Raw genomic sequence first — 26493 nt, forward strand, 5'->3', positions numbered from 1 at the left:
ATCGGCAGTAGCGTCAACCGACGTCGCGCCCGGGCGTTGTTGTCTCCCGAGGGTGAAGTGATCACCCCGACGCTGTTCCCATCCCCAGGAGTGACCTCATGATCCGTACCCCCCTGCTGCTGGCCCTGCTGCTGGGCACCTCCGCTTCCGGTATCGCGCTGGCGGCCGACACCCCGACCACGCCCGCGCCGCGCCCGGCCAGGCTGGACACCAACGGCGACGGCGTCATCGACCGCAGCGAGGCCGCCGCCAACCCGCGCCTGGCCGCGAAGTTCGACGAGCTGGACAAGAACAAGGACGGCAAGCTCTCGCGCGATGAGCTGCCGCGCTGGCAGCATGGGCGACGTGGCCACGGCGGTGAGCGCTGGGCCAAGCTGGACGTCAACAAGGACGGCCGCATCAGCCGCGAGGAAGCCAAGGCCGATCCGCGCCTGGCCGCGCGCTTCGACCAGCTTGATCTGAACAAGGACGGCTACCTGGACAAGGCCGACCGCGAGCTGCGCATGAAGCAGCATCGTGATGCCTGGTTCGCTGCCGCCGACACCAACAAGGATGGCCAGCTGAGCAAGGCCGAGTTCGACGCTGCCAAGGGCCCGATGCACGGTGGCCCGCGCCATGGCGGTCCGCGTGATGGCGCTGCGCCGAAGCCGCAGCGCTGAGGTTCAATGCAGTGATTGATGACAACGCCGGCGTACTGCCGGCGTTGTCCGTTACACGTTTCCGTTGCGCATCAGCGCATATACCACCAGGCCGATCACGAATACGTTCGCCCCGATGATGCCGGTGCGCCCGTACACGGATTCATATTTCCAGTTGGTTCCGCTGCGGCCGCGCCGCGCTGAATCGCGCGCGATCATGGGTGCCATCACGCGCTGCAGCGGCACCAGGCACTGGTAGTTCACCGTACCCAGGCCGATGACGAGAATCGCAAGTTGCAGCCAGATTGGCACCTGCAGCATCTGCGAGATCAGCAGGCTGGTGCAGACGACCATCGCGGTGAACGTATTGAGGTGCACGAAGCGCCGCACTGCTGTTCGTTCCTGCTGGGTGTCTGCGAAGCGCAGCAGGAAGCGGCCACCCAGATAGCTGCCGATGATGCCGCCGACGACGCCACCGGCAACGGTGGCCCAGTCGCTGGCGGGAATCAGGTGCAGCTGGCTGGCGGCGGCCGTCAGTGAACCCATGGCAGCCCCGCCTGCGGCACTGACGCCGCCCAGGCCCAGCTTGCTGCCGCCCACGCCGACACCGGTGCCGAGCAGGATCGCTGCGCTGGCCGTGCCGGGCGCGGCCACCAGTACCATCGAAGCCACCGCCGTGGCGAATGCGGCGCTCGGCGCGCTGCTGCGCGCGAACTCACCGAAGCGCTGCAGCAGGCCGTCGCGCACCAGGGCACGTGCACGTGACAGGCGCTTGCGCACGGCCGCATCGCTGAGCCCGAGCAGATCGGCGACCTGTTGCGAGCGCTGCCCTTCGCGGTAGTACAGCAGCAGGACTTCGCGGCTGTCGGCCGGCAACGCTGAAATGATGTCCTCGGCGGCGATCTCTTCTTCCACCCGCTGCAGGCGGTCGGCCGCGCCCGGTGAAGGGTCGGCGGCCATGCCCATCGCCACCTCGGCGGCCTCGCCGGTCAGCGGCCGGCCACGTTGTGCACGCAGCCAATCGCGGGCCAGGTTGCGGGTGATCTGCCGAAGCCAGGGCAGGAAGCTGGTCGAACTGCGCAGCTGGTGCAGCTGCTGCCAGCCCTTGACGAAGGCTTCCTGGGCGATGTCCTCGCTGGCCTGGCGGTCGCGGGTGATGGCCAGCGCGATGGCGGTGACCGTGTTCTGGCAAGCCAGCACGATGCGGCCATAGGCGTGCTGGCAACCGCTGGCGGCGGCCGGCAGTTCGCGTTCCAGGGTCTGGTCGATCGATGCGGCGAACGTCGTCATGGCGGCGGCTCTCCTGCTGGGATTGTGTCCCATGACGGAGCCGCGCGCCCAATGTGACCGACTTTCTGTGCGGTAGTGCCGGCCGCTGGCCGGCATCCTCATGACAAAAAAGGGGACGGAGGGGATTAAGTCGTTTGTGCCTCAAACGACTTAATCCCCTCCGTCCCCTTTTTGTGGCTGCCGGACGGCGGCCGGCACTACCCGTGCGTCATTTTGAGGGCTGGATGCGGACCCGGACTTCTTCTTCCTCTTCCGGCGCGGCCTGCGGTGCCGGCTGTACCTGCTGCGGCTGGGCCTGCGGCGCAGGGGCCGGTGCGACCGGTGCCGGGGCACCGCGATGGCGCAGGCCGATCACCAACGCCACGCCGGCGATCACCACCAGCAGGGCGATGCGGATGCGCCAGGCCCAGCTGCGGCCGCCGCTGCCCGGTTCCGGCGCGTCGCGGAAGGCGAACTCGGCGGTCGGGTGGTCGCGACGGGTGGTGTCGAGCAGGCGCGCCTCGCGCAGGATTTCACGCGCGCGCGGCTGGTCGTCGGCGCGTACGATCCACACCGCCGGATAGGCGTTGGCGTTGCCCAGGTCGGTATAGCTGAACTGACCGCGGCGGCGGGTCTTGTACGAGCGCCCGTTGGTCACCTTGACGTCGATGCCATGCTCGCGCAGGAGCTCGGCCACGCCTTCGACGGTTTCCACGCGCTGGCTGCTGAAGATCTGGCGCATGGGGTTACTCCTTGGCTGGCACGGCAGCGGCCGCGGCCTGGTCGGGAACGACGCGGATCAGGCCTTCCTGCGCGGTGCTGGCCACCAGCACGCCATTGCGGGTGAAGAACTGGCCGCGGGCCAGGCCGCGCGAATCCTGCGCGCTGGGGCTGTCCAGCGAATACAGCAGCCAGTCGTCGGCGCGGAACGGGCGGTGGAACCAGATCGCGTGGTCGAGCGAGGCCATCTGCACGTGCGGGTGGTAGTAGCTGATACCGTGCGGGAAGGTCGCCGTGCCCAGCAGGTGGAAGTCGGAGGCGTAAGCCAGCAGCGCCTGGTGCAGCTCCGGCGCATCGCCCACCGGTTCGCTCAGGCGCAGCCACACCTGGTGGTAGGGCGGGCGCTTGGGCGGGTTCAGTTCGTCGCGCGGGTACACGTGGCGGAACTCGAACGGGCCACCGCGCGACAGCCAGCGCTGCACCTTGATCGGCAGGCGTTCGAGCACTTCCGCCGGCAGCGGACGATTCGGCTCGATGTCTTCCGGCTGTGGCACTTCGGGCATCTTGTGCTGGTGCTCGGCGCCGGTCTCGGCCTGCTGGAACGAGGCCGCGCAGAAGAAGATCACCTTGCCGTGCTGGATCGCGGTGACCCGGCGCACCGAGAAGCTGCCGCCATCGCGGGTGCGGTCCACGTCGTAGACGATCGGGTGGTCGATGTTGCCAGCGCGCAGGAAATAGGCATGCAGCGAGTGCACGTGGCGGCCATTGTCGACCGTGGCCTGCGCTGCGGCCAGCGCCTGGCCCAGCACCTGCCCGCCGAACACGTACTTGGTGCCGATGTCGCGGCTCTGCCCGCGGAACAGGTTGTCCTCCAGCCGCTCCAGCGTGAGCAGATCGATCAGCTCGGAGACGACGGGTTCGGGCGTGTCGTTCAAGGGGGCGGCCACAGCAGTGAAGAGGCCCCGATTATACCGGTGCAGGCCGGCCCATCATCGGTAGTGCCGGCCGCTGGCCGGCAGCCTCATGAGCCTCCTGGGGCGCCTGCGGTTGCCGGCCAGCGCCCGGCACTACCGTTTACTTGCCCAGCCGGGCTACCAGGGCCTGCAGGGCGTTCTGTGCATCCGGGGCGAACCAGGCCTCGACAAAGCGGTCCAGCTGGATCAGGTCCGGGTGCAGCGCCTCATGCAGGTCGGCACGGGCAATCGCGCGGGTCAGCAGCATCGGCTGGCGCGGTTGCTTGAGCAGGTTCTGCAGCCAGGCAATGGCGCGTGCCACCACCAGGTCTCCCTCGGCCAGCTCATCCACCAGGCCGATCTGCAGCGCCTGTTCGGCCGGCACCAGCGAACCGGTGGTCAGCAGCACACCGGCGCGGTGCACGCCCACCGCACGGCGCAGCAGGCGCTGGATGCCCTCCGGCGCGATCAGGCCGACCTGCACTTCGTTCAGGCCGATGGCATACGGCCGCGACGGATCGGCGCTGCGCGCCATCACCCGGTAGTCGCAGCACAGGGCCAGCACGCAGCCACCCGCCGGGGCGTGGCCGGTGATCGCCGCGACCACCGGAATGCGGCTCTCGGCCAGCGTGCGCACGGCGCCAAAGAAGGCGTTCCAGGTGTCCAACAACTTGTGCTTGTCATCGCCATGCGAGAGCAGGTGCGGCACGTCCATGCCGCCGGTGAAGACGCGCTCGCTGCCCGACAGCACGATGCCATGCGCGTCTTCGGCCATGGCCAGCTCGATGGCATGGATCAACTGCCGGCACAGTTCGGTGTCCAGTGCGTTGACCGGCGGCCGTGCCAGGCGCAGTTCGCGGATGGGGCCATGGTTGATCACCTCGATGAGCGTCGTCATGCTGCGGTCTCGTTGCGAAGAAGGAACCTGGGCGATGATAACCAAACCATTCGTTGGCGTACTGTGGGTCCTGTGTGCGACCGCAGCATCGGCCTCGGCCGCCGAACCGGCCTGCGTCACGGTGGAGCAGGGCTGGGCGCGGTTGCCTCCGAATCCGGCAATGCCGATGACCGCCGGCTACGGCGTCATCCACAATGGCTGCAGCAAGGCGGTGGCGATCACCGGCGCGACCAGCAGCAGCTTCGGTGATGTGTCGCTGCACGAGACCACGATTGTCGACGGGGTCAGCCGGATGCGCGCGATCGAGCGCCTGCCGCTGGCAGCCGGCGCGCGTGCCGAGCTCAAGCCCGGCGGCCTGCACCTGATGCTGATGCAGGGCAAGGGCGCGCTGAAGGAAGGGCAGGTGCTGCCGCTGCGGCTGCAGCTGGAAGGGGGTAGCGAAGCGAGTGCGACGTTGACCGTGCGCAAGGCTGCGCCGTAGCGGGATGGCAGTGCCGGCCGCTGGCCGGCGACTCGGTATGCCGGCCAGCGGCCGGCACTACCAAACAGGCTTACGACCAGTCGTAAGAGAACAGCACCGTGCGGCTGACCGGCTCGTACAGCATCACGATCGCGTCGGCACCGGTGGCACACCAGTTGTAACCGGCTACGTCGGCCACGGCGAAGAATTTGTTGCCATTGCGGGTGATGATCACCGTTTCGGCATCGTCCGCAGCATTGGGGTCATCGGCCGCCTCGGTGAAGCCCAGTTCGAAGGCTGCGGGAATCTCCGCGGTCTCGGTCCAGTTGCCGAAACCAATGGGGCCACCCAGCGTATCCAGATAATCGCGCTCGCTGGCCTCACCCTTGCCGTAGCGCGAGTAGCAGGCGAGACGGCCGTGCGTGGCATGGTAGTCGCGGGCCTTGGCGTAGCTCTCGCGCATCTGCGCGATGTGTTCCTGTGCGTCCTTGTCCTGTACCGCATCGCCGATGAAATAGCCCTCGTTGCCGAGGAAGCGCATCTGGTTGCCGGCGGTCAGTTCGAAGGCGATCCAGTTGGTGCCGGTGAAATCGTTGTGGTGTTCTTCGGTGGTCTCGCCGATGCAGCCGTCGTACGGCTCGATCGGGCACAGCATCGTTGCCACCTGGCCAGCCAGTTCCGGGCGAAGCACGCCCAGGTCGATCTTCAGCAGCGGCAGCAGGTGCTGGCCGAGCCAGGCCTGGTCGGCGGGAAAGACGTCGGTGGGGAAGGGGACCATGCCGGGCAGCAGGTCGCGCAGTTCGGTCTTGTGGATCATGTCAGTCCTTTGATCAGTGTCGGTCGTGCCGGCCGCTGGCCGGCAACCTCATTGCAGCCAAAGCGTGCCGACCAAGGTCGGCACCCACCAGGGCGCGTCAGGTAGAGGCGCTGCGGATCGCCTCCGGCAGCGGTGCGCTCTTGCCGGTCTGGGTATCCATCCAGACCACCACCACGTTGCCATCGGAATACAGCTTCGAATCGTCCTGCTGATCGACGATGCGGTGGCCGATGGTCACGCTGCTGTTGCCCAGGCGCTCGACGAACAGTTCGACCACGATGTCGTTGGGCCACACGATCGGCAGCCGGTAATTGACGTTGGTCGCGGCCACCACCGGTGCGATGCGGTCGGTCATCGATACGCCGTCCACGCCCAGCATCCAGCGCACGCGCGCTTCCTCCAGGTAGGAAATGTACTTGGCGTTGTTGACGTGACCCATGCTGTCCATGTCACGCCAGCGCACGCTGATCGGGATGCGGGCCAGGATCTTGTGTTCGCTGCTCATCAGGCGTCCTTCTTCTTGGTCGTGCTCTTGCTGGCCTTGCCGGTGCTCTTGGCAGCCACCGCCTTCTTCGCCACCTTGGCCGGCTTCTCAGGCTTCACCTTGCGCGGCGGGCGGGCATCGGGCTTGTTGGCCACGGCGGCCGGCTGTTCCGGGCGCGCGCTGGTGGACGGCAGCATGCGGGCCAGGAACTGGCCGGTGTACGACTGCGGGCAGGCCGCCACGTCTTCCGGCGTGCCGGTGACCAGGATGGTGCCACCGCGATGCCCGCCTTCCGGGCCCAGATCGACGATCCAGTCGGCGGTCTTGATCACGTCCAGGTTGTGCTCGATCACCACCACCGTGTTGCCCTCGTCGCGCAGCTTGTGCAGCACGCCCAGCAGCGCTTCGATGTCGTGGAAGTGCAGGCCGGTGGTCGGTTCGTCGAGGATGTACAGGGTGCGGCCGGTATCGCGGCGCGACAGTTCCTTGGACAGCTTCACGCGCTGCGCTTCACCACCAGACAGCGTGGTCGCGCTCTGGCCCAGCTTGATGTAGCTCAGGCCGACGTCGACCAGCGTTTCCAGCTTGCGCGCGATTGACGGCACCGGCTCGAACAGCTTCAGCGCATCCTCGACGGTCATTTCCAGCACGTCGTTGATGTTGAAACCCTTGTACAGGATCTCCAGCGTTTCGCGGTTGTAGCGCTTGCCATGGCAGACGTCGCAGGGCACGTACACGTCCGGCAGGAAGTGCATCTCGACCTTGATCAGGCCGTCGCCCTGGCAGGCTTCGCAGCGGCCGCCGCGCACGTTGAAGCTGAAGCGGCCCGGCGAATAGCCGCGCGCACGCGCCTCAGGCACCTGTGCGAACAGTTCGCGCAGTGGAGTGAACAGGCCGGTGTAAGTGGCCGGGTTGGAACGCGGGGTGCGGCCGATCGGCGACTGGTCGATGTCCACCACCTTGTCGAACAGGTCCAGGCCATCGATCTCCTTGTACGGGGCGATCGGGTGCGAGGAACCGTTGATCTCGTTGGCGGCCAGCGAGAACAGGGTGTCGTTGATCAGGGTCGACTTGCCCGAGCCGGACACGCCGGTCACGCAGGTCAGCAGGCCCGACGGAATCGCCAGGTCCACGCCCTTCAGGTTGTTGCCGCTGGCCCCGCGCAGGTGCAGGGTCATCTTCGGGTTCGGTTTGTGCCGGCGCGCCGGAATCTCGATCGCGCGCTTGCCGGACAGGTACTGGCCGGTCAGCGAGCGCGGGGCTTCCAGGATGTCCTGCAGGGTGCCCTGGCCGACGATCTCGCCGCCATGAACGCCCGCGCCCGGGCCGATGTCCAGCACATAGTCGGCCAGACGGATCGCATCCTCGTCATGCTCCACCACGATCACCGTGTTGCCCAGGTCGCGCAGGCGGGTGAGGGTGCCGAGCAGGCGTTCGTTGTCGCGCTGGTGCAGGCCGATGGACGGCTCGTCGAGCACGTACATCACGCCGACCAGGCCGGCGCCGATCTGGCTGGCCAGGCGGATGCGCTGTGCCTCGCCACCGGACAGGGTGTCGGCCTTGCGCTCCAGGGTAAGGTAATCTAGGCCCACATCGACCAGGAAGCCGAGGCGTTCGCCGATTTCCTTGACGATCTTCGCGGCGATTTCGCCACGCCAGCCCGGCAGGCTCAGTTCGCTGAAGAACTTCAGCGCCTCGTCGATCGGCAGCACCACCAGGTCCGGCAGCGGGCGGTCGGCCACGAACACGTTGCGAGCCGCCTTGTTCAGGCGCGCGCCGTGGCATTCCGGGCACGGCTGTTCGCTGATGTACTTGGACAGTTCTTCGCGCACCGCCGGCGACTCGGTTTCCTTGTAGCGGCGTTCGAGGTTGGGAATGATGCCCTCGAAGCGGTGCTTGCGCTGGGTGCGGCCACCGGCTTCGGTGAAGTAGGTGAAGGTGATCGCTTCGTCGCCGCTGCCGTACAGCACGGCCTGCTGCACCTTGGCCGGCAGCGAGTTCCACGCCGCGTCGACGTCGAACCGGTAGTGCTTGGCCAGCGAAGCGATCAGCTGGAAGTAGTAGGCATTGCGGCGGTCCCAGCCGCGCACCGCACCGGCGGCCAGCGACAGTTCGGGATGCACCACCACGCGCGAGGGGTCGAAGAACTCGGCCATGCCCAGGCCATCGCAGCCGGGGCAGGCGCCCATCGGTGCGTTGAACGAGAACAGGCGCGGTTCCAGCTCCGGCAGCGAGTAATCGCAGACCGGGCAGGAATACTTGGAGGAGAACAGCGTCGGCGCGGTTTCGGTGTTGTCCAGGCTCTGCACCGAGGCCATGCCGTCGCCCAGCTTCAGCGCGGTCTCGAAGCTCTCGGCCAGGCGCTGCTTGATGTCCTCGCGCGGGCGGAAGCGGTCGATCACCGCCTCGATGGTGTGCTTCTGGCGCAGTGCCAGCGGCGGCACCGCGTCGATCTCATGCAGCTCGCCGTCCACGCGCACACGGACGAAGCCCTGCGCACGCAGCTGGTCGAACACCTGCGCATGCTCGCCCTTGCGGTCGCGGATGACCGGCGCCAGCAGCATGTAGCGCTGCTCCGGGTCCAGCGTCAGCACCTGGTCGACCATCTGGCTGACCGTCTGCGCTTCCAGTGGGTAGCCATGGTCCGGGCAGCGCGGGGTGCCGACACGGGCGTACAGCAGGCGCAGGTAGTCGTAGATCTCGGTGATCGTGCCGACGGTCGAACGCGGGTTGTGCGAGGTCGACTTCTGCTCGATCGAGATGGCCGGGGACAGGCCTTCGATGTGGTCCAGGTCCGGCTTTTCCATCACGCTCAGGAACTGGCGCGCATAGGCCGACAACGACTCGACATAGCGGCGCTGGCCTTCTGCATAGATGGTGTCGAACGCCAGCGAGGACTTGCCCGAGCCGGACAGGCCGGTGATCACGATCAGCTTGTCGCGGGGCAGGTCGAGGTCGAGGTTCTTCAGGTTGTGCGTCCGCGCGCCGCGGATGCGGATGAAATCCATCGCCATGGGGGATCCGGTTGTGGGGGCGTTGGCTGGGTGCCGGGCCAGCAGGGAACGGCAATCGGTCAGCCTACCGAGGTGACCAGATGGGGGCAATGGGCGACAATGCCAGCCCGGTGTCTCACCTTGTGAGACAGGCCGTCAGCCAGGGGTCAGAACCCTTTTCACGGCGTGAAAAGGGTTCTGACCCCTTTCCGGTGCCGTCTCCTTCGACGTTCAGGGGTTGACTTGACCCGCCCCCGCTGATCTGCGTACAATTCCGCTCCTGTCCGCCCTCGATGGCGGCAGCTCAGACCACAATAACTACAGAGGAAGGCCTGGTCATGTACGCAGTACTGGTCACCGGCGGTAAGCAATACCGCGTGGCGCAGGGCGAAAAGCTCCGCATTGAAAAGCTCGAAGTCGAAGTCGGCAGCGAGATCAAGTTTGACAACATCCTGATGCTGGGTGACAGCGACGGCGTGAAGCTGGGCGATGCGCTGAAGGGCGCTGCCGTCACCGCCAAGGTCCTGTCCCAGGGTCGTGCTGACAAGGTCCGGATCATCAAGTTCCGTCGCCGCAAGCACCACATGAAGCGTCAGGGTCACCGTCAGTACTACACCGAAATCGAGATCACCGGCATCGCCGGCTAAGCATCAGGAGAAGCAGTCATGGCACATAAAAAGGGCGTAGGCTCCTCGCGCAACGGTCGCGACTCCAACCCGAAGTACCTGGGCGTCAAGATCTTCGGCGGCCAGGCCATCGAAGCCGGCAACATCATCGTGCGTCAGCGCGGCACCCAGTTCCACCCGGGCACCGGCGTTGGCCTGGGCCGTGACCACACCCTGTTCGCCCTCGTGGACGGCAAGGTGGAGTTCTCGGTCAAGGGCGCCAAGAAGCGTCGCACCGTCAGCATCGTCTCGGCCGACGCCTGATCCAGGCATCGCCGGCGCCCGTGCCTCGGCATGGGGGTGCTGCATGAAGAGCCCCGCTTCGGCGGGGCTTTTCGTTAGAGTTGAAGCAAGACCGGCCAGGCCGGGCTGCCGGCCATCGGCAGGCATAACATTCAAGGTGACGGCCGGCAGGCCGCGCCCATCGCAGGCATCGAAACAATGAAACTGGTAGACGAAGCAGAAATCGAAGTGTTCGCCGGCAACGGCGGCAACGGCTGCATTGGCTTCCGTCGCGAGAAGTTCATTCCGCTCGGCGGCCCGGACGGCGGCGACGGCGGTGCGGGCGGCAGCGTGTACATCCGCGCCGACGAAAACCTGAATACCCTGGTCGACTTCCGCCATGACCGCATCTTCAAGGCGCAGCGTGGCGAGAACGGCATGGGCCGCCAGGCCTACGGCAAGGGCGGCGAAGACCTGACCATCACCGTGCCGGTCGGCACCGTGGTGATCAACGTTGCCACCGATGAAGTCATCGGCGACCTGACCCAGCACGGAGACCGCCTGCTGGTGGCCAAGGGCGGCCGCGGTGGCCTGGGCAACATGCACTTCAAGAGCTCGACCAACCGCTCGCCGCGCCAGGCGCTGCCGGGCGAGCCGGGTGAGGAGCGCACGCTGAAGCTGGAGCTGAAGCTGCTGGCCGACGTCGGCCTGCTGGGCTTCCCCAACGCCGGCAAGAGCACCCTGATCCGTGCCGTTTCGGCGGCGACGCCGAAGGTGGCCGATTACCCGTTCACCACGCTGTACCCGAACCTGGGTGTGGTGAAGGTGGAAAACTACCGCAGCTTCGTGATTGCCGACATCCCGGGCCTGATCGAAGGCGCGGCCGACGGTGCCGGCCTGGGTGCGCAGTTCCTGCGCCACCTGCAGCGCACCCGCCTGCTGCTGCACCTGGTGGACATCTCGCCGATGGAGGGTGGGGTGGAAGGCATTTCTCCGGTCGAGCAGGTGCGCGCCATCGAGCGCGAGCTGGAAAAGCACGATCCGGAACTGCTGCAGAAGCCGCGCTGGCTGGTGCTGAACAAGGCTGACCTGATGTTCGAGGATGAAGCGAAGGCTGCGGCCGAGCAGATCGTCGCCGAGCTGGGCTGGAAGGAGCCGTGGTTCCTGGTCTCCGCGCTGGGCCGCGAAGGTACCTTCCCGATCATGAGCCGGATCATGGCCTTCTTCGATCGCCAGAAGGAAGAAGAGCAGGAAGCCCGCGACGCGCAGTAATGCTGTTGTGGTTCCATGTGAAAACCCGGCTTCGGCCGGGTTTTTTGTGGACTGCGCGATGGGGTTGGGGCTGGCTGGGGTGATGGCTCCGGCTGGGTGATGGCTCCGGCTGGGTAATGGCTCCGGCTGGGTAATGGCGTCGGCTGGGTAGAGTCGGCTGGGTAGAGTCGACTGTCAGTCGACTAACGCGCGCAGCGCGGGCATTGCGGGTAGCGCGAAGAGCAGTCGACTGACAGTCGACTCTACCCCGTCGGTGCAGCCGCCAGTCCACGCCGCCGGCCAATGCCGCCGTACCTGCGGCAATCCCCGGATCGCTGGCAACAAAAAAACCCGGCCGGGGCCGGGTTCTTGTCTGCTGCCCGGCCCCTAAGGGCAGGGCGGCAACGCCGGATCAGGCGGCCTTGAGGGCCTTGATGCGGTCGTTCAGGCGGCTCTTGTGGCGAGCAGCCTTGTTCTTGTGGATCAGGCCACGCGCGCTGAAGCGATCCAGGATCGGCTGGGCAACGGCGAAGGCGGCTTCGGCGCCGGCGGCATCGTTGGCGTCCAGCGCCTTGATCACTTTCTTGACAGCGGTGCGCAGCATCGAGCGCTGAGCCACGTTGCGCGCGTTGCGCACGACGGTCTGCTTGGCGCGCTTCTTGGCGGACTTGATATTGGCCACGGTGGTGGTTTCCTGAAAAAATCGGTGTTATGGGAACAGCAAGCTAGCTAGTATGATGGCGTAAGAAATGCACGTCAAGTCGATTGTCAAGAGGGACGCTGAGTGAGTTCACCCAAGTTGTTGCGGGGCCTGCTGTCGTTCAGCAGCATGACCATGGTCTCGCGCGTTCTCGGACTTGTCCGGGACTTCGTGGTGACCACCACGTTCGGCACCAACGCCATCACTGATGCTTTCTGGGTCGCCTTCAGGGTACCCAATTTCCTGCGGCGTTTGTTCGCCGAAGGCTCTTTCGCCACTGCTTTCGTGCCCGTGTTCACGGAAGTGAAGGAGACCCGCAGCCACGCCGAGCTGCGTGAACTGATGGCCCGCACCGCCGGCACCCTGGGCGGGGTGCTGATGCTGGTCACTGCGCTGGCGCTGATCTTCGCGCCGCAGCTGGCCTCGGTCTTCTCCAGTGGCGTTGATACCGATCCGGTCAAGCAGGGCCTGCTGGTCGACCTGTTCCGCCTGACCTTCCCGTTCCTGTTGTTCGTGTCGCTGACCGCCCTGGCCGGCGGCGCGCTGAACAGCTTCCAGCGCTTCGCCATGCCGGCGCTGACCCCGGTCATCCTCAACCTGTGCATGATCGCCGGCGCGCTGTGGCTGGCCCCGCGGCTGGGCGGCACCCCGGAAAAGCAGATCCTGGCGCTGGGCTGGGCAGTACTGGCTGCCGGCATCCTGCAGCTGCTGTTCCAGCTGCCCTCGCTGAAGGGCATCAACCTGCTGACCCTGCCGCGCTGGGGCTGGAGCCATCCGGGCGTGCGCAAGGTGATGACGCTGATGGTGCCGACCCTGTTCGGCTCCTCGGTGGCGCAGATCAACCTGCTGCTGGACACCGTCATCGCGGCCAAGCTGACCGATGGCTCGCAGTCCTGGCTGTCGCTGGCCGACCGCTTCCTGGAGCTGCCGCTGGGCGTGTTCGGCGTGGCGCTGGGCACGGTGATCCTGCCGGCGCTGGCCCGTCACCACGTCAGCACCGACCGCGAGGGCTTCTCGCGTTCGCTGGACTGGGGCCTGCGGATGACCCTGCTGATCTCGGTGCCGGCCATGCTGGGCCTGCTGCTGCTGGCCGAACCGCTGATCGCGACCATCTTCCAGCACGGCCAGTTCAGTGCCTTCGATACCCGCATGACCGCGCTGTCGGTGTACGGCCTGAGCTTCGGCCTGCCGGCGTTCGCCCTGCTGAAGGTGGTGTTGCCGGCGTTCTACGCACGCCAGGACACCAAGACCCCGGTGCGCGCGGGTGTGGCCGCGCTGGTGGCCAACATGGTGTTCAACTTCGCCCTGCTGGCGGTGCTGTACCAGGTCATGGTGCCGGACGAGCTGAAGGCGCAGGGCGTGATGGCGGCCATCGGCAAGCAGCCGGGCCTGCATCTGGCGTTGGGCATTGCCAGTGCACTGTCCAGTTACCTGAACCTGGGCCTGCTGTGGTACTGGCTGGGCAAGACCGACGTCTACCAGCGCCGGCCGGGCTGGGGCGGCTATCTGCTGCGACTGCTGCTGGCCTGTGCGGCCATGGTTGGTGTGCTGCTGGCCCTGCTGCACTGGCTGCCAGGCTTCTCGGCGATGAGCGTGTGGCAGCGGATCGGCAGCCTGTCGCTGCTGGTTGGCGGTGGCGGTGCCACCTACGCGGTAGCCATGCTGGCGATGGGCTTCCGCCCGCGCGATCTGCGTGGGCATTGATCGCGGCTTGTGGCGGCTATACTTCAGGGTTACACCATTGAAGCGGCGGCCCCGGTCGGGCCGGAACGAGAGTTGATGAGCAGGCTGTTCAGAAGCGTCGAGGGCGGGGAGCTGTTCCCCAACGGAAGCGTGGTCTGTATCGGTGCATTCGACGGCCTCCACCTGGGCCATCGTGCGCTGGTCCGCCATGCGGTTGCCCGCGCGCGCGCCTTGGGCGTGGCCGCCGTGGCCGTGGCGTTCGAGCCGCTGCCGCGTGAGTTCTTCGCCCAGGGCACACCGCCGCCGCGGCTGACCCTGGCGCGCAGCAAGGTCGAGATCCTGCGCGAGCTCGGTGTCGATGCGGTCGGCCTGCTGCGATTCGACGCGGCGATGGCAGCGATGCCGGCCGAGACCTTCGTGCGCCAGTTGCTGGTCAAGCGCCTGAGTGCGCGTGAGGTCTGGATCGGCCCCGAGTTCTGCTTCGGCAACCGCCGCCGCGGCGACCTGGCTCTGCTGCAGAAAATGGGTGCCGAACTGGGTTTCACTGCGGGCGAAATTGAAGCGGTCGACCTGCATGGCGAACGCATTTCCAGCACCCGCATCCGCCAGCTGCTGCAGCAGGGCGACTTCGCCCGTGCCAACGATCTGCTGGGTCGTCCGTACGCGATCAGCGGCCGGGTGGTGCGCGGGCGCCAGCTCGGCCGTACGCTGGGCTTCCCCACCGCCAACCTGCGGTTCCCGAAGACCCCGGCACTGTCGGGCATCTACGCGACCTGGGTGCATGGCGTGTTCGACCAGCCGTGGCCGTCGGTGTCCAGCTTCGGCACCCGCCCGACGGTGGAGGGCGTGGAGCCGCTGCTGGAAGCCCACCTGTTCGATTTCCAGGGCGACCTGTACGGGCGCCACATCGATGTGGAGTTCGTCGCCAAGCTGCGCGACGAAGAGAAATTCAATGATCTGGCGGCGCTGACCGACCAGATGCACCGCGACGCCGAACAGGCGCGCGCCATCCTTTCCGAACATAGATTGCGAGCCACTGCGTGAGCCAGGACTACAAGACCACCCTGAACCTGCCAGCCACCGAATTCCCGATGCGCGGCGACCTGCCCAAGCGCGAGCCGGGCATTCTGGCGCGGTGGGAAGCGCAGGGGCTCTACCAGCAGCTGCGCGACAACGCCGCCGGCCGCCCGCTGTTCGTGCTGCACGATGGCCCGCCGTACGCCAACGGCCGCATCCACCTGGGCCACGCGGTCAACAAGATCCTGAAGGACATCATCGTCAAGTCGCGCTACCTGGCCGGCTTCGATGCGCCCTACGTGCCGGGCTGGGACTGCCATGGCCTGCCGATCGAGATCGCGGTGGAAAAGAAGTGGGGCAAGGTCGGCACCAAGCTCGACGCCGTCGAATTCCGCCAGAAGTGCCGCGAGTTCGCCGAAGAGCAGATCAATATCCAGCGCGTGGACTTCAAGCGGCTGGGCGTGACCGGTGACTGGGACAACCCGTACAAGACCCTGAGCTTCGACTTCGAAGCCAACGAGATCCGTGCGCTGTCCAAGGTTGTGGCCAACGGCCACCTGGTGCGTGGCGCCAAGCCGGTGTACTGGTGCTTCGACTGTGGCTCGGCGCTGGCCGAGGCCGAGATCGAGTACCAGGAAAAGGAATCGCCGGCGATCGACGTGGCCTACGCCGCACGCGATGCGCAGGCCATCGGCCAGGCGTTCGGCGTGAGCGTGCCGGCCGACGTGGAAGTGGCCGTACCGATCTGGACCACCACCCCGTGGACGCTGCCGGCCTCGCTGGCGGTGTCGCTGGGCGCGGAGATCACCTACGTGCTGGCCGAAGGCCCGGCGCACAACGGCAAGCGCCGTTGGCTGGTGCTGGCTGCGGCGCTGGCCGAGCGCGCGCTGCAGCGCTATGGCGTCGAAAACCTGGTGCTGCACGGTGAAACCACCGGTGCGGCGCTGGAGAACCAGCTGCTGGCGCACCCGTTCTACCCGGAGCGCGAGATCCTGGTGCTCAACGGCGACCACGTCTCCGACGAGGACGGTACCGGTGCGGTGCACACCGCCCCCGGCCACGGCCAGGAAGACTTCGTGGTCAGCCAGAAGTACGGCCTGCTGGACAAGTACAACGCCGGCCAGGTGACCCCGATCGACGGCCGTGGCGTGTACCTGGAATCGACCCCGCCGGCCGGTGACGTGGTGCTGGCTGGCCAGCACCTGTGGAAGGCACAGGAAGCCATCGTCGGCGTGCTGCGCGACAACGGTTCGCTGCTGGCGTTCCATCCGATCCGCCACAGCTACCCGCACTGCTGGCGCCACAAGACGCCGGTGGTGTTCCGCGCCACCCCGCAGTGGTTCATTTCGATGGACAAGGCCAACCTGCGCAACGATGCGCTGGCCGCCATCGACACCGTCGGCTGGTTCCCGACCTGGGGCAAGGCGCGCATCCAGAGCATGGTCGACGGTCGCCCGGACTGGACCATCTCGCGCCAGCGCACCTGGGGCGTGCCGATCGCACTGTTCACCCACCGGCAGACCGGCGAGATCCATCCGCGTTCGGTGGAGCTGATGCAGCAGGTCGCCGACCGCGTCGAAGCCGAGGGCATCGACGTGTGGTACTCGCTGGATGCCGCCGAACTGCTGGGCGCTGAAGCCGCCGACTACGAGAAGGTCACCGACATCCTCGACGTCTGGTTCGACTCGGGCGTGACCCATGAAGGCGTGCTTGCGGCGCGTGGCTTCGGCAAGCCGGCCGACCTGTACCTGGAAGGTTCCGACCAGCACCGCGGCTGGTTCCAGTCCTCGCTGCTGACCGGCGTGGCGATCGACAAGCGCGCCCCGTACAAGCAGTGCCTGACCCACGGCTTCACCGTGGATGAGCACGGCCGCAAGATGTCCAAGTCGCTGGGCAACGGCATCGAGCCGCAGGACATCATGAACAAGCTGGGCGCGGACATCCTGCGCCTGTGGATCGCCTCGGCCGACTACAGCAACGAGATGTCGCTGTCGCAGGAGATCCTCAAGCGCAACGCCGATGCCTACCGCCGCCTGCGCAACACCGCACGCTTCCTGCTCGGCAACCTGGACGGTTTCGATCCGGCACAGCACCTGCGTCCGCTCGACCAGATGGTCGCGCTGGACCGCTGGATCGTGCATCGCGCGTGGGAGCTGCAGGAGAAGATCAAGGCGGCCTACGACGGCTACAACATGGCCGAGATCGTGCAGCTGCTGCTGAACTTCTGCAGCGTGGACCTGGGCTCGCTGTACCTGGACGTGACCAAGGATCGCCTGTACACGATGCCGACCGATTCGCACGGTCGCCGTTCGGCACAGAGCGCGATGTACCACATCGCCGAAGCGTTCACCCGCTGGGTGGCGCCGATCCTGACCTTCACCGCCGACGAGCTGTGGGGCTACCTGCCGGGCGAACACGCCGGCCACGTGCTGTTCACCACCTGGTACGACGGCCTGGCGCCGCTGCCGGCCGATGCCCAGCTCAACGCCACCGACTTCGACCAGTTGCTGGCTGTGCGCGAGCAGGTGGCCAAGGTGCTCGAGCCGATGCGTGCCAACGGCGCCATCGGTGCCGCGCTGGAAGCGGAGATCACCATTGCCGCCAACGAGGAGCAGGCCGCGAAGTGGCAGCCGCTGGCCGATGAACTGCGCTTCCTGTTCATCAGTGGCGACGTGCAGGTGCGCCCGGCGACCACCGACGAGGTGTTCGTCAGCGCCCAGCCGACCACCAAGGCCAAGTGCGTGCGCTGCTGGCACCACCGCGCCGACGTCGGCAGCAACGCCGATCATCCGGAACTGTGCGGCCGTTGCGTGAGCAACGTGACCGGCGCCGGCGAAGTGCGGAGCTGGTTCTGATGGCCGCGCCCCGTCCGCATCCGAACGCCCTGGTCTGGCTGCTGCTGTCGGCCGCCATCATCGGCCTGGACCAGTGGTCCAAGGCCTGGGTGCTGTCGAGCCTGCCGGAGTTCCAGCCGGTGGTGGTCATCGACGGCTTCTGGAACTGGTACCGCACCTACAACACCGGCGCGGCATTCAGTTTCCTGAGCGACGCCGGTGGCTGGCAGAAGTACTTCTTCACCGCACTGGCGATCGCCATCAGCGGCCTGATGGCGTGGTGGCTGCGCGGCACCGCGCGCAGCAACTGGAAGGCCGCGGTGCCGTATGCGCTCATCATCGGCGGCGCCATCGGCAACGTGATCGACCGCCAGGTGCACGGCCACGTGGTCGACTTCATCCAGTGGTACGTGGGCAGCTACACCTGGCCCTCGTTCAACATCGCCGACTCGGCCATCGTGGTGGGTGCCATCGGCATCGCCCTGTTTGGCCTGTTCGACGGCAAGTCCGCCAAAAAGGCGGATAATGCCAATCCGAAACCGTAAGCCGGCCGCTGCCGGGAGATTGAACTGATGGATGTGCTGCTCGCCAACCCGCGTGGTTTCTGTGCCGGTGTCGATCGTGCGATCGAGATCGTCAAGCGCGCGATCGAAACGCTGGGCGCGCCCATCTATGTTCGCCATGAAGTGGTGCACAACCGCTTCGTGGTCGACGACCTGAAGCAGCGCGGGGCGATCTTCGTCGAGGAACTCGACGAAGTGCCGGACAACAACACGGTGATCTTCAGCGCCCATGGCGTGTCCCAGGCCGTGCGCCAGGAAGCCGAGCGCCGTGGCCTGAAGGTGTTCGACGCCACCTGCCCGCTGGTGACCAAGGTCCACTTCGAAGTCGCCCGCCACTGCCGTGCCGGCCGTGACGTGGTGCTGATCGGCCACGCCGGTCACCCGGAAGTGGAAGGCACCATGGGCCAGTGGAACCGCGAAGCCGGCACCGGCCAGATCTACCTGGTGGAAGACGTGGAGCAGGTTGCCACGCTGCAGATCAACCAGCCGGAAAACTTCGCCTACACCACCCAGACCACGCTGTCGGTGGATGACACGCGCGGGATCATCGATGCGCTGCGCGAGCGTTTCCCGGCGATGCAGGGCCCGAAGAACGACGACATCTGCTACGCCACGCAGAACCGCCAGGATGCCGTGCGCGATCTGGCCAAGCGCTGCGACCTGGTGCTGGTGGTCGGTTCGCCGAACAGCTCCAACTCCAACCGCTTGAGCGAGCTGGCCCGCCGTGAGGGCGTGGAGTCGTACCTGATCGACGGCGCGCACGAGATCGACCCGGCATGGGTGGCAGGCAAGCAGCACATCGGCGTGACCGCCGGCGCCTCTGCACCGCAGGTGCTGGTCGATGGCGTGCTGGCGCGCCTGGCCGAACTGGGCGCCACCGGCGTGGGCGAGCTGGACGGCGAACCGGAATCGATGGTGTTCGCGCTGCCGAAGGAACTGCGCCTGCGCCTGGTCGACTGACCGGGAAGCGCCTCATCCACGCATGGCGTGGATCTACTGGAACTGCTCTGGTGGGTGCGAACTGGCACACGGTGGGTGCAAACCAGCACAAGGTGGGTGCGAACCTTGGTTCGCACGCTTTTTCGCACGCAAGGATGGGCGGCCCGCCCATGACCTTTGGCCATGGGGCAGGGCACGTTACAGGCCTAGCATCGGAAGATTCTCCGCTGTTGGAACCTGCCCGATGAAGACCCGAGCCTTGGCGATGTCGTTGCTGTTCGCGCTGGCGGCCACGCCTGCACTGGCGCAGACCTCGCCACCGGCGAACGCGGTGGCCCCCGGCCTGCTGCGCATCGATGTCGACGCGCGCGATCTGGCCCGGCGCATCTTCAAGGTGACCGCTACGATGCCGGCCAAGCCCGGCCCGATGACCCTGCTGTACCCGCAGTGGATTCCCGGCAACCATTCGCCCACCGGCCCGATCGACAAGTTGGCCGGGCTGCGCGTGACCGCCAACGGCAAGCCGCTGGCCTGGCAGCGTGACCAGTTCAACGTCTATGCGTTCAAGGTGAACGTGCCCGAGGGCGTGAGCGAGATCGTCGCCCACTTCGACTTCCTGTCCTCGCAGGGCGGCAGCCAGGGCCGGGTGGTGATGACCCCGGAAATGCTCAACCTGCAGTGGAACGCCAATTCGCTGTATCCGGCCGGCGTCGATGCACGCAACCTGCAGGCGCAGGCCAGCGTGACCCTGCCCAAGGGCTGGTCGTTCGCAACCGCGCTGGAAACCGCGCGGCGCGACGGTGACACCGTGGTGTTCAAGCCGATCTCGTATGACCATCTGGTCGATTCGCCCTTGTTCGCCGGCGAGCACTACCAGCGCATCGATCTCGACCCGGGCGCGAAGGTGCCGGTGCACCTCAATGTGTTTGCCGACGACGCCAAATCACTGAAGCCGAGCGAGGCGCAGATCACCATGCATCGCGCGCTGGTGCAGCAGGCCGACAAGCTTTACGGTGCGCGCCACTACAACCACTATGAGTTCCTGCTGGCATTGACCGACCGCCTCGGTGGCATCGGCCTGGAGCATCACCGTTCCAGCGAGAACAGCGCTGACCCGGGCTACTTCATCGAGTGGGACAGCAACGCGTGGATGCGCGATCTGTTGCCGCACGAGTACACCCATTCCTGGAACGGCAAGTACCGTCGCGGCGCCGACCTGGCCACCGCCAACTTCAACGTGCCGATGGGCGACAGCCTGCTGTGGGTGTACGAGGGCCAGACCCAGTTCTGGGGCCAGGTGCTGGCGGCGCGTTCGGGGCTGTGGTCGACCGCGCAGGCGCGCGACATGCTGGCCAATGTGGCCGCGACCTACGACCGTGGCCGACCGGGCATGGCCTGGCGGCCGCTGCAGGACACTACCAACGATCCGACCATCGCCCAGCGCCGCACGCTGCCCTACCGCAACTACCAGATGAGCGAGGACTACTACTCCGGCGGCCAGATGCTGTGGCTGGAAGTGGAGGGCAAGCTGCGCGAACTGAGCGGCAACCGCCGCAGCCTGGACGACTTCGCGCGTGCGTTCTTCGGCGTCGGCAATGGCGACTGGGACGTCAACCCATACACCTTCGATGATGTGGTCGCGACCTTGAACGGCATCGCGCCGTACGACTGGGCGACGTTCCTGCGCGGGCGCCTGGACGGCCACGGTTCGTTGACCGGCGGCCTGGAACTGGCTGGCTGGAAGCTGGTTTACCGCGATACCCCGAACGACGCCTACAAGGCACAGGAAAAACGCGCCAAGGCGGCACTGCTCGCCTATTCGCTGGGCGCGACCGTACTCGACAGCGGTACGGTCGGCGATGTGATCTGGGACAGCCCGGCGTTCAACGCCGGTCTTGCACCGGGCATGAAGGTGATCGCGGTTGGCGGCCGTGAGTACAGCAGCCAGCGCTTGAAGGACGCGGTGGCTGCGGCAGCGAAGGACAAGGCGCCGATCGTGCTGCTGGTGAAGCAGTTCGACCGCATCGAAACGATGAGCATCGCCTACCACGGTGGCCTGCAGTACCCGGTGCTGGAGCGTATCGCCGGCAAGCCTGACCGCCTCGCAGAATTGTGGAAGGCGCGATGAAGCCACGCGCCCGCGATGGTGTGATCCTGCTGATGGCGGTCCTCGCCATCGTCGGCGCGTTCCTGGATGGCGACGGGCGTTGGCTGCACTGGCTGGCCAAGCCGGCCACCACGCTGCTGATCGCCGCCATCGCCTGGCGCGTGCACGATCCAGCGCAGCCGTTCTATCGACGCGCGGTGCTGTCCGGCATGCTGCTGTCGTGCGTGGGTGACATCGCGTTGATGCTGCCGATGGATGCGTTCGTGCCGGGGCTGGTCGCGTTCCTGCTGGCCCACCTCTGCTACATCGTGGCCTTCCGCGACGGCCTGCGTGCCGGACGTGGCCTGCTCGCCGCCAGCGTCCTGCTGGCGACATTTGCTGTGCTCAACGTACTTGGCCTGTGGCCGCACTTGCCCGCACCGATGCGCATTCCGGTGCTGGCGTATGTGGTGGTGCTGGCCTCGATGGCGGTGCTGGCACTGGCACGCCAGTGGCGCCGGCCACAGCCCGCTGCCGTGGAAGCCAGCAGCGCGCGCTGGGCGGCCGCCGGTGCGCTGCTGTTCGTCGCAAGCGATTCACTGCTGGCCTGGGACCGCTTCGCCGGCGGTCTGCCGCTGGCCAGCGTGCTGGTGCTGTCCACGTACTACGGCGCGCAGTACGCCATAGCCCGCTCGGTGAAATAGAAAAAGGGGACGGAGGGGATTAAGTCGCAATCCGCACCAAGGCACATACGACTTAATCCCCTCCGTCCCCTTTTTTTGTGGCCTATCGGCGGTTCACGCCGCGCAGGGTGCCCTGCGCATCGAACTGCAGGCGCACGGATTCGCGGTCACCGGCGACGTCATCCGGCAGCCACACCAGCTTGCCGCCTTTGCGCACGATCACGTAGACGTGGCCGACTTCGGATGCGGGGTTCTGCAGCGCGTTGCGTTGTTCCTGCAGTGCCTGCGCCACGCGCGGCACGGCCTCGAAATCGATGCTGGCCAGGGGTGTGCTGCTGCGCTGCAGGCTGATGGTCGGCGCGAACTGCTGCGGGTTCACTGGATTGCCCTTGCGCCACTGGCCACGTTCGAAGTGGTAGCTGTCAACGTGGGTCGGCTGCTGCGGATCGACCAGATCCAGGTTGATGCGGCCATCGTCATAGAAGTGGATGCTATGGAAGACCGTCAGCCTCTGGCCGGCCAGTGCCGGCAGCTGCTCCAGTGCCTGGCGCGCAGCCTGCAGGTAGTCCGCATCGAACAGGCGATTGTTGCGCTCGGGTGCCGCAGCGGTACTCGCCGCGGGGAAGGCGGCCGGGGACGGCACAAGCGATACAGGTTGTTCGCGCGGCGACTGTGACGAGACGGAGGGTGGCAACCGGTCCGGCTGTACCGAATGCCCCAGCGTTTCGCTGATGGTCTGCAGGGCGCCGCCGGCAACGGCCACGCCCGCCAGAACCAGCAGCAGTACCAGGAACACGGCGCGGGTGGAGGGCGGCTGTTTCATACGCCCTCCAGGCGCACGTTGCCACGGTCATCCGGGTCGTACAGCAGGGTCACGTTTTCGCGCGGGATGTTGGCTAGATCGATCAGCGGGATGAAGCGGCGCACGCTCACCTGCTGTACGCGGCCGTCACGATCGGTGTACTCCAGCTGGAACTCCACCTGCGGCTGTTCGTTGAGGTAGGTGCCGGTCTGACGCACCTTCAGCACCCTGGCCTCCACGCCGATGCCGCGGTACTTCAACGCGTCGCCGCGCGCATCAGCCTGCAGCAGGCGGCCAAGCAGGCGCAGCCCCAACATGTACCCACACAGCACCAGCGGGCACACCAGCAGCGGATGGCCGAAGGACAGGAAGGTCCAGCCAAGGCCCTCGCTCTGCAGCCGGTAGGCCGCCACATAGGCAGCGGCTACCAGGACGATGCCGAGCGCTGCGCCGATGCTTCGCCGCCACAGGCTGGCGACATCCAGTTCGGGCTGGGCACCGTCCAGTACCACGTTCGGGAACGCGCCCGGCACCTGGCTCAGGCGTGCATCGACGTGCCTGCCGACGCCGAAGCGCTGCAGTTGCGGCTTGCTGTCGACCACCAGCAGCTGTTCGCGGATCGGCGTGCCGGACAGGTTCTTGAAGGACAGCTGCAGTTTCCATTGCGCGAAGCCACGCACCTGTACGCCGGTCTGTTCAGCGTGTTCGATCAGCGCATCGCGCGGTTCGCCATCGGCGAGGATCGAGCGGACGCGATGCAGGGCGCGCGGTGGGCCGAGCAGCAGGAAATGCAGGAACGCGAACAGCAGAGAGAGCCATGCAGCCAGCGACAGCACAAGCAGCAGCAGGGACAGCCATGGCGCGCTGCGATCAGCCAGCGCCACCGGCCAGGAGGTTCCGAAATAGAGGATGCAGGGGAAGGGCAACGCGAAGAACAGCAGGAACGCGCCCCAGAACCAGAGATAGGCTTTCATGGGGAAGGTGGCAGACCGGTGGAACAGGCCGCGTAGCGTACTACGCTCAGCGGAACTGCAGGGTAAGCAGGTAGTAGCGACCCAGTGGATCGTCCAGCCCCGGCAACTGCCCACCATTGCCGACCAGGTAGTTCACCGGTTGCGCATCAAGCACGTTGTGCACGTCCAGCGCCGCGATGACGCGTGTGCCCAGGCGGCGCGCCAGGTGCAGGTTCCAGCGCAGCTGGCGCGGATTCATGCAGTGGTTCTGTTCGATCTGCCGCTGCGGGCACTCGGCGCCGGGCAGCCATGCGCGGGTGCGGCCCACCTGGTTGCCGCGCAGGGCGATGTCCCAGTTGCTGTTCTGCCATTGCACGTTGAGGACCGCCGCCATCTCGGGCGTGACATGCCCGCGCAGGTCGATCGCCGGCTCGTGGTCCCGACGGCGGCGCAGCTCCTGCTGCTTCAGCGCGTCCAGCGAGAACAACCACTGGCCGGTGCTGCCGGTGTCGACCCGGTATTCGCCACGCAGCACCCAGTTGCGGGAAGTGGTGCGGCCGATATTGTCGAACGACAGGCGGAGGCTGCTCAGGTTGCCATCCTCATCCAACTGCCAGGTGTCACGGTTCCACACGGCATCGGCCGGTTGCAGCGCGAGGATCTCGTTGCGCAGCTCGACGATGTTGTGGGTCAGCGAAAGCGAGAACGCATCGCTGGGTGACCAGGTCGCCGCCAGCGAATGGCTGCGTGAGCTCTCGGCCTTGAGCGCGTTGTTCTCCTCCACATCCGCAGTGACCACGCAGCGGCCGTCCGGCTCGCTCTGTGCACAAGGTGGCAGTGCGCTTGAGACGGGCAGGGTAAGGGTGCCGAACTGTCCTGGCGGGCGGCGCTGTTCGAACAGGCTGGGCGCGCGATAGCCGCGGCCGCTGGCCAGCAGGAACGACCAGTGCGGTGTTGGCGTCCAGCGCAGGCCGGCACGGGGCGAGAATGCCGTGTAGTCGCCGTCGTAGTCCCAGCGCGCGGCCAGGTCCATGCGCAGTTCCGACGTGAGTGGCAGGCCCAGTTCCGCATACGCGCCGCCACTCTGCCGCGACAGGCGCCGCTGCTGCTGCGGCAGCCCCAGTGCCAGATCGCCCTGGCTCAGCAGGGTGTCCGGGTGCGACGTCCAGCGTTCATGGCGCAGATCGATGCCGGTAGCCAGCTGCGCATTGCCGCCCCGCATCGGCATCAATGCGCGCTGTATGCCCCACCAGCCCTGCCACTGCTCGGTAAGTCCACGGTTGCGGATCGATGGGAACAGCGAGGTGGCTTCATCGGCGGGCAATGCATCGAAGCCTGGCAGGAACCTGAGCGACTGCGCCGCCTCGATGAACGGTTCGGCGCGCACGGTGCCCGGCGTGGCCAGGGTGACGTCGCTGCGCTGCGCGCTGATGCCGGCGTCCCAGCTGTGGCTGCCCTGGTCCCGACCGATGCCCAGGGTGAGATCGGCGTCGGTGGCACGGACCTGGGGACGCACATTGCCGGCTTCGCGCAGGACACTGTTGAAGGTGTAGCCGTACAGGCCGAGGGCGACGGCGGTCGGGCCCAGATCGAAACGCTGCCGGTTGTGGCTGGCGCGGGCTTCGGCATAGACGTAGCGTCCCTGGCCACGCTCATGCCGGTAGCGCAGATAGGCCGAGGCGGTATCGGAGGCCGGTTGAAGCGAACGAGGGCGCGAACTGTCGAACCAGCAGGCGCCATTGCGTCGTTTCAATGGTCCGTCGCAGTGCGTAGCGGGCCAGTAGTCGCCATCGCGGAAGGCGCCGATCAGGTACTGCGACGTCTCTGCGTGCCAGTCACGCTGGTCCCCCGCCAGGTGATCGACGCGATGCAGGTCGATGCCTGCGAACCAGCGGTCGCCGCTCCCGCGCAGGCCTCCGGTGGCGGCCTGCACGCGGTACTGGCCGGCGTCGCCACGACTGCTCAGACCGGTCTGCAGCGTTGCCTCCGGGCCGTCGGCCTGGTCGCGGAGGATGATGTTGACCACGCCGGACATGGCATCGGCACCGTAGATGGCCGAAGCACCGCCGCGCACCAGTTCGATGCGTTCGACAAAGCTGAGTGGAATGCCGCCCAGGTCGGTGAGCCCGCCCTGTTCCAGGGACACCATTGGATAACGGGGCAGGCGCCGGCCATTGACCAGGAACAGGGTGGCGCGCGGTCCCATGCCATCCAGGCTGGTGGTGGCGGCTGCACCGACAGGCAGGTACTGCGAATCGCCACTGCGTGCGCTGCTCATCGCTGGCAGCCCGTTCATGCCGGGCAGGTGTCGCAGCAGGTCGAACAGGCTGCCGTAGCCACTGCGCAGGATATCTGCGCGATCGATTGTGGTCACCGGCAGGGTGGTCTGCACGGAGGTGCGCGGCAACCGGCTGCCGGTGACATGGATCGGCGCCAGGTCCACCTGGGGGGGCGACTGCGGGGGCATGCGCGGGCGCGGCGCCACCGTTGCCGGAACCGGCGGCGTGACGGCGGGCGCGACGCGGATGCGGCGGACCACGAAGCCACCGGACGGTGTTCGAAGGATGGTCACCGGCATGCCGGCGACCAGCTGTTTCAGGGCCGATGCTGGATCGGCCTGGCCATGGGTGCCGTTGGCATGGAGCCCCGCCAGTTCCCGGGCATCGAACACCAGAGCGATGCCGCTTTGCCGTGCCCATTGCTGCAATGCCGAGGGCAACGGGCCAGCGTTGATGCGGTAGTCGTGGGTGGCAGCCGGATCGCCTGCGAGGGCGGCAGGCGGCGCGGCGACCAGCAGCGCCAGGCACAGCAGGGGGCGGAGCAGCCCCCACTGCAGCGCGCCTGGTCCTGCCATCGCCGCGGG

The 26493-nt window shown here is 66.8% G+C and carries 23 protein-coding genes; 12 read left to right on the plus strand and 11 right to left on the minus strand.

Features of this window, described 5'->3' with window-relative positions:
* Positions 1–98: 98 nt before the first annotated feature.
* The gene (locus AC5P5S_RS01835) at positions 99–659 is read left to right on the plus strand and encodes an EF-hand domain-containing protein (RefSeq protein WP_005412620.1); all 561 of its coding nucleotides are present in this window, start codon (positions 99–101) and stop codon (positions 657–659) included.
* A gap of 51 nt (positions 660–710) precedes the next feature.
* On the opposite strand, the gene AC5P5S_RS01840 is transcribed toward AC5P5S_RS01835, so the two are convergent.
* The 4 genes from AC5P5S_RS01840 to AC5P5S_RS01855 all read right to left on the minus strand — a co-directional run bounded on the left by AC5P5S_RS01840 (position 711) and on the right by AC5P5S_RS01855 (position 4478).
* Positions 711–1928 carry an RNA polymerase sigma factor gene (locus AC5P5S_RS01840; protein WP_049395529.1) on the minus strand — a complete coding sequence of 406 codons (1218 nt, stop codon included), beginning with the start codon at positions 1926–1928 and terminating at the stop codon, positions 711–713.
* A 208-nt stretch (positions 1929–2136) separates the two neighbouring features.
* Positions 2137–2649 (minus strand): hypothetical protein, encoded by a 513-nt coding sequence (locus AC5P5S_RS01845; protein WP_012479448.1) that lies wholly within the window; start codon positions 2647–2649, stop codon positions 2137–2139.
* A 4-nt stretch (positions 2650–2653) separates the two neighbouring features.
* On the minus strand, positions 2654–3574 hold the full coding sequence (gene tesB / locus AC5P5S_RS01850) for an acyl-CoA thioesterase II (RefSeq protein ID WP_005408551.1): 921 nt from the start codon (positions 3572–3574) through the stop codon (positions 2654–2656).
* A 127-nt stretch (positions 3575–3701) separates the two neighbouring features.
* Positions 3702–4478 carry an enoyl-CoA hydratase/isomerase family protein gene (locus AC5P5S_RS01855; protein ID WP_012479449.1) on the minus strand — a complete coding sequence of 259 codons (777 nt, stop codon included), beginning with the start codon at positions 4476–4478 and terminating at the stop codon, positions 3702–3704.
* 34 nt (positions 4479–4512) lie between these two features.
* Here AC5P5S_RS01855 and AC5P5S_RS01860 point away from each other — a divergent pair, with 34 nt between their 5' ends.
* A complete protein-coding gene (locus AC5P5S_RS01860) occupies positions 4513–4959 on the plus strand; it encodes a copper chaperone PCu(A)C (protein ID WP_005412625.1) in 447 nt (148 codons plus the stop codon).
* 70 nt (positions 4960–5029) lie between these two features.
* Here the strand turns inward: AC5P5S_RS01860 and AC5P5S_RS01865 are convergent, their stop codons facing one another.
* The 3 genes from AC5P5S_RS01865 to uvrA form a co-directional block, all read right to left on the minus strand.
* Positions 5030–5755, minus strand: a complete 726-nt coding sequence (locus AC5P5S_RS01865) for a hypothetical protein (protein ID WP_005412626.1) — start codon at positions 5753–5755, stop codon at positions 5030–5032.
* Positions 5756–5852: 97 nt separating this feature from the next.
* On the minus strand, positions 5853–6260 hold the full coding sequence (locus tag AC5P5S_RS01870; RefSeq protein ID WP_033833359.1) for an acyl-CoA thioesterase: 408 nt from the start codon (positions 6258–6260) through the stop codon (positions 5853–5855).
* A complete protein-coding gene (gene uvrA / locus AC5P5S_RS01875; protein ID WP_024957497.1) occupies positions 6260–9253 on the minus strand; it encodes an excinuclease ABC subunit UvrA in 2994 nt (997 codons plus the stop codon). The genes AC5P5S_RS01870 and uvrA overlap by 1 nt, the downstream gene beginning before the upstream one ends.
* Positions 9254–9570: 317 nt before the next feature.
* On the opposite strand from uvrA, the gene rplU reads away from it, so the two are divergent.
* From rplU to cgtA, 3 genes are all read left to right on the plus strand, one after another.
* Positions 9571–9879, plus strand: coding sequence for a 50S ribosomal protein L21 (rplU, locus tag AC5P5S_RS01880; protein ID WP_005408557.1), 309 nt, complete (start codon positions 9571–9573; stop codon positions 9877–9879).
* Positions 9880–9897: 18 nt separating this feature from the next.
* On the plus strand, positions 9898–10161 hold the full coding sequence (gene rpmA, locus AC5P5S_RS01885) for a 50S ribosomal protein L27 (protein WP_005408558.1): 264 nt from the start codon (positions 9898–9900) through the stop codon (positions 10159–10161).
* 177 nt (positions 10162–10338) lie between these two features.
* Positions 10339–11391, plus strand: coding sequence for an Obg family GTPase CgtA (cgtA, locus tag AC5P5S_RS01890; protein WP_049404715.1), 1053 nt, complete (start codon positions 10339–10341; stop codon positions 11389–11391).
* 391 nt (positions 11392–11782) lie between these two features.
* Here cgtA and rpsT read toward each other — a convergent pair whose 3' ends face one another.
* On the minus strand, positions 11783–12052 hold the full coding sequence (rpsT, locus tag AC5P5S_RS01895) for a 30S ribosomal protein S20 (protein WP_005408560.1): 270 nt from the start codon (positions 12050–12052) through the stop codon (positions 11783–11785).
* A 117-nt stretch (positions 12053–12169) separates the two neighbouring features.
* On the opposite strand from rpsT, the gene murJ reads away from it, so the two are divergent.
* The 7 genes from murJ (at position 12170) to AC5P5S_RS01930 (ending at position 21896) form a co-directional block, all read left to right on the plus strand.
* A complete protein-coding gene (murJ, locus tag AC5P5S_RS01900) occupies positions 12170–13774 on the plus strand; it encodes a murein biosynthesis integral membrane protein MurJ (RefSeq protein ID WP_088429653.1) in 1605 nt (534 codons plus the stop codon).
* A 75-nt stretch (positions 13775–13849) separates the two neighbouring features.
* The gene (locus AC5P5S_RS01905; RefSeq protein WP_012479506.1) at positions 13850–14797 is read left to right on the plus strand and encodes a bifunctional riboflavin kinase/FAD synthetase; all 948 of its coding nucleotides are present in this window, start codon (positions 13850–13852) and stop codon (positions 14795–14797) included.
* Positions 14794–17625 (plus strand): isoleucine--tRNA ligase, encoded by a 2832-nt coding sequence (gene ileS / locus AC5P5S_RS01910; protein WP_111118480.1) that lies wholly within the window; start codon positions 14794–14796, stop codon positions 17623–17625. Before AC5P5S_RS01905 ends, ileS begins: the two co-directional genes overlap by 4 nt.
* Positions 17625–18149: a signal peptidase II gene (gene lspA / locus AC5P5S_RS01915; RefSeq protein WP_231336779.1), complete on the plus strand. Its 525-nt coding sequence runs from the start codon at positions 17625–17627 to the stop codon at positions 18147–18149. The genes ileS and lspA overlap by 1 nt, the downstream gene beginning before the upstream one ends.
* Positions 18150–18176: 27 nt before the next feature.
* Entirely contained in the window at positions 18177–19127 is a 951-nt protein-coding gene (gene ispH, locus AC5P5S_RS01920; protein WP_005408565.1) for a 4-hydroxy-3-methylbut-2-enyl diphosphate reductase, read from the plus strand.
* A gap of 223 nt (positions 19128–19350) precedes the next feature.
* Positions 19351–21234 carry a M61 family metallopeptidase gene (locus tag AC5P5S_RS01925; protein WP_231336780.1) on the plus strand — a complete coding sequence of 628 codons (1884 nt, stop codon included), beginning with the start codon at positions 19351–19353 and terminating at the stop codon, positions 21232–21234.
* Positions 21231–21896, plus strand: coding sequence for a lysoplasmalogenase (locus AC5P5S_RS01930; protein ID WP_087802914.1), 666 nt, complete (start codon positions 21231–21233; stop codon positions 21894–21896). The genes AC5P5S_RS01925 and AC5P5S_RS01930 overlap by 4 nt, the downstream gene beginning before the upstream one ends.
* A gap of 82 nt (positions 21897–21978) precedes the next feature.
* Here the strand turns inward: AC5P5S_RS01930 and AC5P5S_RS01935 are convergent, their stop codons facing one another.
* From AC5P5S_RS01935 to AC5P5S_RS01945, 3 genes are read right to left on the minus strand one after another with little or no spacing between them, the layout of a single operon-like run.
* Positions 21979–22698 (minus strand): hypothetical protein, encoded by a 720-nt coding sequence (locus AC5P5S_RS01935; RefSeq protein ID WP_231336781.1) that lies wholly within the window; start codon positions 22696–22698, stop codon positions 21979–21981.
* Positions 22695–23651, minus strand: a complete 957-nt coding sequence (locus tag AC5P5S_RS01940; RefSeq protein ID WP_087802910.1) for a hypothetical protein — start codon at positions 23649–23651, stop codon at positions 22695–22697. The genes AC5P5S_RS01935 and AC5P5S_RS01940 overlap by 4 nt, the downstream gene beginning before the upstream one ends.
* A 46-nt stretch (positions 23652–23697) precedes the next feature.
* Complete coding sequence (locus tag AC5P5S_RS01945) at positions 23698–26484, minus strand: TonB-dependent receptor (protein WP_231336782.1); 2787 nt, start codon at positions 26482–26484, stop codon at positions 23698–23700.
* Between the last annotated feature and the right edge of the window lie 9 nt (positions 26485–26493).

This window comes from Stenotrophomonas sp. YJH_SMC_54 (assembly GCF_059368435.1).